Genomic DNA, 6,835 nt, shown 5'->3' with positions numbered 1-6,835 from the left:
TGGTAAAGGGATGGATCAAAGATGGTAACAATCATATAGAAATCCTTCCGAAAGACAACGCCCGTGCAGGGCAGGCTTTATATCAAACCCAGGTAACCACCCGCTCCCCTATGGGCGCCATCATTTATGAATCCGGCGGCCTGCTGGTAGACCATGGATGGATCAGGGTACTTGGCTCGGGCCACGAAAAACTGAACCGCACCTTGCCTGGCTGGAATGAAGGAAAATCGCATACACAGCCCGGTGAGCAACCCGGCTTTTTATTAATAGCAGATGATGTGATAGGTGGCTTCTTCGCCATTAATGCCGGTGGCATTGCCCCACAGGAAGGCATTGGCAGCGTATTTTATTTTGCCCCCGACACCCTGGAATGGGAAAATATGGAGATCAGTTACAGCGATTTCATTTCCTTTTGCTGCTCCGGCGATATCGAAGGATTTTATGGTGCATTCCGCTGGAAAAGCTGGCGCGAAGACGTAGCCGCATTAAACGGTAACCAGGCATTCAGCTTTGTGCCATTCCTTTTTAGTAAAGAAGGAAAAGACATAGAAAACACGAGCAGAAGAGCTGTACCGGTGGAGGAACTATGGTTCCTGCAAATGGACCTGCGGGAACAATTAGGGCATTAAAAGACGAGGCCATCTCAAAATGAGATGGCCTCGTCTTTTAATGCCTTACACCTGCTTCTCCAGCAGCGCCTGCCCTTCAAAAACGATCCCCGGCCAGCCATGAATCATAAACTGCCTGATATTCTGGTGATCTGTTCCCTCCGGGCTGTTTAATACCGATTGATAATGTTCTGCAAATAAGTGAAGCGTATCTTCCTGTTCCAGGTTATTCAGCTGTGCAAAAGCAAAAACCCGGGCACTTCCCTGGTTCTGGGCAGCCTCGTTGTATGCTTCCCCGTTTTTAAAAGCGGTTGGCTGATGCTGATAGTAAGTATCTATAAACTCAAGCACCTCTTTGAACGGGCGTGCATTGCTTTTTAGTTCGTTGAGCAAAGTAGTCAGTTGTTCTTTCATGCAGCAAAAATAGAAATTTAAAGCTGCATTTACCGGAAACACCAGTAAAGAACCGCCATCACCAGTAGTAATACAGCGGATAATACTTTATAATTGCCCAGGCCCGGCCATCCTTTTACCCGCAATGGCGCCAACGGGCTTTCCCAGTAAAGGCCCCTGCTTTCCGCAGTATGCTGTACCGGGAATACAAACGACAATACCACCTGCAACACCACGCAAACCACGAACAGGTAAAACGCCACCATCAGCGGCGGGATATTAACCGGGTATAGTTTGCCGGTAAGATATACGGCAGCTCCCAATGCAGAACCTATCCATAAAGTATACTGCGCCGCAAGGGAGGAAGCCTTTTCCCAGAACACACCTAAAAGGAACACACAGGTGATGGGCGGCGCTATATGCGATATAACGTCATTAATGCCGTTAAAAAGGCTTTCATACCTGTTCAGCAAGGGTAAGAGCCCGATGGACAACACCAGCGCCAAACCAGCCGCAATGCGGCCTGTTTTCACCAGTTGTTTATCTGTTGCCTGCGGACGGTTCCGCTTATACAGGTCGTAGCTCACCAATGTGGCGATAGAGTTCAGCGCACCGGAGATCTGGCTCATGAGGCCAGATAGCAAGGCTGCCACCAGTACGCCCACCAGCCCTGTTGGCACCAGCCTTGTGATCATCACGGAATAGATCCCTTTTGTATGCAGCTGCCCGTCGCCCTGCCGCAATACTTCAAGGTCAAGATGGCCTTGTTTGTACAGCACATATGCGAGCAGCCCGGGAAGAATAAAAATAAAAACAGGCAATACTTTTATAAAGCCGCAAAACAAGGCGCCGGTACGTGCATGATTTTCATCTTTTGCTCCCAGCACCCGTTGCACAATAGTCTGATCCGCACACCAGTACCAGATACCAATAACAGGATAACCCAGGAATACGGCGTACCAGGGCAGCCCATTGGGATCGCCCGCCGGATGCAACATGGAAAGCTTATCCAGCTGCCCGCCTTCCTGCAATACCTGCATCACCGGTTGCCAGCCACCAACCTTCCACCACGACAATACCGTGATGATCACCGCACCGGTGAGCAACACCACCGTTTGCACAGATTCCGTTACTACTACGGCCCTGAGTCCACCTACAATCGTATAGGCGCCTGTTACCGCGGCAATGAGAATAATGCTGGTAAACATGTTGATACCAAACAGCGTTTCCAGCACAATGCCACCAGCCAGGAAGGAAAACGCAATATGGATCACCACCGCCGATACCACGGATACCACCGCCAGCCAGTCGCGGCACGCACGGTTATACCGCCGCTCCAGGAAATCCGGCAGCGTAGCCACTCCTGAACGGATATAAAACGGTACAAAGAAAAGCGCCAGTAATATCAATGTGAAAGCAGCCATCCATTCAAAATTACCTGCCAGCAAGCCGGTATCAAAGCCGCTCTGGGCCAGGCTCACCAGGTGCAAACAGGAAATATTGGTGGCAAACAATGCCATGCCTATCATGGGCCATCGCAGCGATTTACCGGCCAGGAAATACTCCCCGGCCGCCGAATCATTCTTCTTACCGGATAACCCGGCCCAGAAGCCAAGCCCCACTATCAGGGCCACGTAGCAAATGCTGATGATAATATCTGTACTGGCTATCATCCGGGGAAAGTATTAAGCGCAAGCAGATCACAACTGCTGCCCGGCGTTTGAGGCGTTTGATAAAAGCCGCCGGTGATCTGTGCAGGATGAACAAAGTGTTTGCGCAGGTGCGGGATATGCTCCAGGAACAAGGCTTCATGCCCCATTCCAATATGATTGAACAACACCAGGTGCTGATGCAGCTGTCCCATATCGCCTACATGCGGAACCACCGGTACACCAAACTTTTTACACAGCAGGCTTACGGTAATAAACTCACTTACTCCCCCCACCCTAACGGCATCTACCTGTATAAAGCCGGCGCTGGCGGTTTGCAGGTAGTTCTTAAAAATTACTTTATTGGGCACATGTTCGCCTAAAGCCAGTTTCAGCGGGTTCAGCGCATCGGCCAGTGTTTTATGCGCCAGCACATCATCCGGGTGGGTAGGCTCTTCTATCCAGTAAGGATTAATGGCTGCAAGTTTTTTACCAATAGCAATTGCCTGCGGCAGATTCCATTGCTGGTTGGCATCTACCATTACTTTGATCTCATCGCCAACTGCATTTCTTACAATATGCGCTCTTCGTATATCCGTTTCCGGGTCTTTGGCGCCTACTTTTAATTTCAGTGCACGGAAGCCGTTATCCAGGGCACGTTTGCAATTCACTTCCAGCTGATCGTCGGAGTAATTGAACCAGCCGGCGGAGGTATCATATGCCGGGTAACCCGTGCGCAGCACGTCTTCCCGGTTAGTCCTCGAATCTTGCATCTCCGTTAACATACGGATGGCTTCTTCCCGTGGCAACACCTCTTCCAGGTAAGAGAGATCGAGCGTATTCACTACCTGTTCAGGTGTGAGATCGAGCAACAGTTTCCATAAAGGCACCTGTTGCTGTTTTGCCCACAGGTCGTAGCACGCATTGGTAACTGCTGCCAGCGCCAGGTGTACCACCCCTTTGTGGGGACCCAGCCAACGGAACTGCTGCTCATCCGAGCGTTGTTTAAACCAGTCGCCGAAACACGACATCACTTCCGTTAATTCCCTGCCTATGAGCTGTTCCCCATAAAACCTGGCGGCAGCGCATACCAGTTCATTACCTGCCCCTAAAGTGAAGGCCAGGCCGGTACCGCAGTTGCCTTTATCGTCGTACAGGCAGGCTACCGTGTACGAGTATACGGGATTCTGATGCACTGCATCACTACCGGCGCCGCCTGTTAAAGGGAACCGGGCATCTTTTACAACTATCTTACTGATCATCTTATTTTAACTTATCATTTTTTATAGGAGTCACACTTATTGCCGGCTTATCTGTTTCCAGTACCACTATGGTATCATTGGCATCAGGTAATACCGCCGGCAATGTTATCGTGAGCTGATCAGCTGTTGCAGTCAGCTTCACTGCAGCGCCTTTCAGCAGGTATGCTTTGGTTACTTTTACACCCGGCATAGCAGGCAGTTCAATACTTTGCTGTGCAGCATCAAAAACATGCAGGTATATTTTATTGCCACTGCGCGTAGCGGCATATTTACTGTTGGGATAATAAGGACCGCCGTGCGTGTTATAAATGGCAGCGCCATACTTATGCAGCCAGTTGCCCATTTCCCTTAAACGCGCTGCCTGTGCAGGTTCGATCAGGCCATCCGGGCGGGGTCCTACATTGAACAGCAGGTTGCCGTTACCACCCGCCGCCTTCGCCAGCGTTTGGATACATGTTTGCAGCGATTTCATTTTATCGTTGGGTTTCCAGGCCCATTGTTCGCAGATGGTCATGCAGGTTTCCCAGGGTGTGTTCATATCCAGGTCGCCTATACGCTGTTCGGGTGTATCATAATCACCCAGGAACCTGGCGGTGCCGGAAGCGCCGGTGCCGGAAAATGCTTTGCCCAGGCGGTTGTTAATGATCAGATCCTTCTTCAGCGTTTTGAGACAGGCATACATATCCAGCGCCATTTCCGGCGTCCATGGCTTCTCCCAGGGGCCATCAAACCACAGCATATAAGGATCATAATTTGTTACCAGTTCTTTCAGCTGGTTTTTCATATAGGTCACATACTTTTCCATATGCGCATCTTTTCGTATGCCCTTCGCCGTTGTATCGTTCGGATTATCGACCGGGTATTCGGGGTAATGCCAGTCGAGCACTGAATAATAGATACAGAACTTTATGCGATACTTTTTACACGCCTTTGCCAGCAGTCCCACTACATCTTTCTTAAAGGGAGTAGCAGTAATATTATAATCAGTATAGGCAGATGGCCATAAGCAGAATCCGTCATGATGCTTCGCGGTGATGGTCAGGTATTTCATACCGGCATCGCTGGCAGTTTTCACCCATTCATCTGCATTAAATTTCACCGGGTTAAACTGCCGGTACAGGGTATCATAATCGGCAGCCGGCACCTGTACGTGGCGCGACCAGCCTATTTCCGTGCCTCTCAGTGTAACGGGCCCCCAGTGGATAAACATGCCAAAGCGCAGATCCATGAACTGGTCCATTACTTTTTTACTGGTAAGGATCTTCGGATCCAGCTGTGCATTTGTTTGCGCCCCGCTGCGGAGTGCCAGTAACAACAAACAGAAAGTAGCTAATTTTTTCATCGTTCACTTTATTTTACAGGGTGTGTTTATATCCGAGTTCTGCGCCCCCGCTTACCGGCATAATACAACCGGTAACAAAGCGCGCCTGGTCAGATAACAGGAACGCACATACGTCGGCGATCTCATCTGCTTCGGGGCAATATCCCAATGCGTGAATATTATCCAGGTATTGGGCAATGCGTGCGGGTTCCGGCTGTTCCCTGCTCCACTGCCGCAGCATGGGTGTCCATACGCCGGCGGGGGCTACTGCATTTACCCGGATGCCATCTGCTGCATAGTCCAGCGCCATGGCTTTGGTAAGCGCGTTTACGGCTCCTTTGCTGCCGGCATAAGCGGCGTGGTTGTGTTGCCCTATTTCCCCTACCATACTGCTGGTGTTGAGGATACAACCACGGGAAGCTTTCAGGGCGGCAATGCCATAGCGGGTGGTATAATAGATGCCCCGCACATTTACATTCATTACCAGCTCCCATTCCTCTTCGGTAGTATCATGTAAAGGTTTCGAAGGACTCGCAACACCGGCATTATTGTGGATGGCGTTCAGCCGTCCGTATGTTTGCAATACGGTATCAATAGCCTGCTGTATGGCGGGGCCGCTGTTAAGATCTGCCTGGAGGAAAATATGCGGCGCGCCCATCTGTTGTTTCAAACGGTCCAATGCAGCGTTGTCTTTATCTATCACCGCCACAGTAGCGCCCTGCTTTGCGTAGGTTTGCGCGCAGGCCTGGCCAATGCCGGATGCGCCGCCGGTAATCAGCACTATTTTATTTTGCAGTATCATCATTTTTCATTTTCCGTGGATAATCAAATGTAAGCAGGGATAAGGTAGGTCATCCCGGTGAAATTGACTTAAATCAACACTATTTTGACTTATTTACTGAATTTACCTATTTTAGGCAGACAATATGAAGCCTCTTTTTGCCATACCGGGCGATAAAGCCCTTGAACAAAGTGTATACCTGGTAAAGGAAATTACGCAGCCGTATTTTTCCACCGAGTTTCACTTCCATCATGAATGCCAGCTGGTATACGTGGTGGAAAGCGCCGGGCGCCGTATCATTGGCGACAATATCAGTTATTTTGAAAGCGGGGAACTGATCTTTGTGGGTTCGGGCACCCCGCATGTATGGCATAACGAACAAAAGTATTTTGAAGGGAAAAACAAGCTGCAGGCAAGATCGCTGGCGCTGTATATTTCGCCGGATCTGCTGCTGGAACATCTTAGCTTGTTCACCAATACCAGTGCGTTGAAAACATGGCTCAAAAAGGCACAGCGGGGCATCCAGTTCCATGGAAAAGCCAAAGCGGAGATCCTGGCGCTGATGCAGCAAATGCTGCAACAGCAGGGCCTTCCTCAAACCATCTCGTTTATGACCCTGCTGCAAACCATGATGGGCGCCAAAGAATACAAGCTCCTGGCCGGCACCAACTATGTAAACCTGTATAATGATAAAGACCAGTCGAGGATGGATGATATCTTCAAATATATTTTCCGGCATTTCAGGAGAGACATACCCCTGTCGGAAATAGCGGCTGTTGCGGGTATCAATGTTCATTCCTTTTGCCGGTTCTTTAAAAGCC

General features: G+C 49.9%; 7 protein-coding genes. 2 read left to right on the top strand and 5 right to left on the bottom strand.

What is annotated here, in order from left to right:
- Positions 1-629, top strand: a 629-nt coding sequence (locus VN105_RS20440) for a DUF2625 domain-containing protein (RefSeq protein WP_325643660.1), incomplete at its 5' end; no start/stop codon positions are given.
- A 45-nt stretch (positions 630-674) separates the two neighbouring features.
- Here the strand turns inward: VN105_RS20440 and VN105_RS20435 are convergent.
- Genes VN105_RS20435 through VN105_RS20415 form a run of 5 tightly spaced genes read right to left on the bottom strand, consistent with a single transcriptional unit; the run spans position 675 to position 6,035 of the window.
- Positions 675-1,022: a HopJ type III effector protein gene (locus VN105_RS20435; protein WP_325643658.1), complete on the bottom strand. Its 348-nt coding sequence runs from the start codon at positions 1,020-1,022 to the stop codon at positions 675-677.
- A gap of 29 nt (positions 1,023-1,051) precedes the next feature.
- Positions 1,052-2,674, bottom strand: a complete 1,623-nt coding sequence (locus tag VN105_RS20430; RefSeq protein ID WP_325643656.1) for a sodium:solute symporter — start codon at positions 2,672-2,674, stop codon at positions 1,052-1,054.
- Entirely contained in the window at positions 2,671-3,912 is a 1,242-nt protein-coding gene (locus VN105_RS20425) for an enolase C-terminal domain-like protein (RefSeq protein ID WP_325643654.1), read from the bottom strand. Before VN105_RS20425 ends, VN105_RS20430 begins: the two co-directional genes overlap by 4 nt.
- 1 nt (position 3,913) lies before the next feature.
- On the bottom strand, positions 3,914-5,254 hold the full coding sequence (locus VN105_RS20420) for an alpha-L-fucosidase (RefSeq protein ID WP_325643653.1): 1,341 nt from the start codon (positions 5,252-5,254) through the stop codon (positions 3,914-3,916).
- A gap of 13 nt (positions 5,255-5,267) precedes the next feature.
- Positions 5,268-6,035, bottom strand: a complete 768-nt coding sequence (locus tag VN105_RS20415) for an SDR family oxidoreductase (RefSeq protein WP_325643651.1) — start codon at positions 6,033-6,035, stop codon at positions 5,268-5,270.
- Between the two features lie 124 nt (positions 6,036-6,159).
- On the opposite strand from VN105_RS20415, the gene VN105_RS20410 reads away from it, so the two are divergent.
- Positions 6,160-6,835 (top strand): hypothetical protein (locus VN105_RS20410; protein ID WP_325643649.1); only part of this gene is annotated, 676 nt, incomplete at its 3' end.

The sequence above is a fragment of the Chitinophaga sp. genome (genome assembly GCF_035564935.1).
Classification (GTDB): Bacteria; Bacteroidota; Bacteroidia; order Chitinophagales; family Chitinophagaceae; genus Chitinophaga.
The sequence above is the reverse complement of the archived record's forward strand: the minus strand, read 5'-3'. Positions and strand labels throughout refer to the sequence as shown.

Coding starts and splice junctions, on each gene's coding strand:
- VN105_RS20435 (WP_325643658.1), bottom strand. CDS start 1,022: ATGAAAGAACAACTGACTACTTTGCTCAACGAACTAAAAAGCAATGCA.
- VN105_RS20430 (WP_325643656.1), bottom strand. CDS start 2,674: ATGATAGCCAGTACAGATATTATCATCAGCATTTGCTACGTGGCCCTG.
- VN105_RS20425 (WP_325643654.1), bottom strand. CDS start 3,912: ATGATCAGTAAGATAGTTGTAAAAGATGCCCGGTTCCCTTTAACAGGC.
- VN105_RS20420 (WP_325643653.1), bottom strand. CDS start 5,254: ATGAAAAAATTAGCTACTTTCTGTTTGTTGTTACTGGCACTCCGCAGC.
- VN105_RS20415 (WP_325643651.1), bottom strand. CDS start 6,035: ATGATACTGCAAAATAAAATAGTGCTGATTACCGGCGGCGCATCCGGC.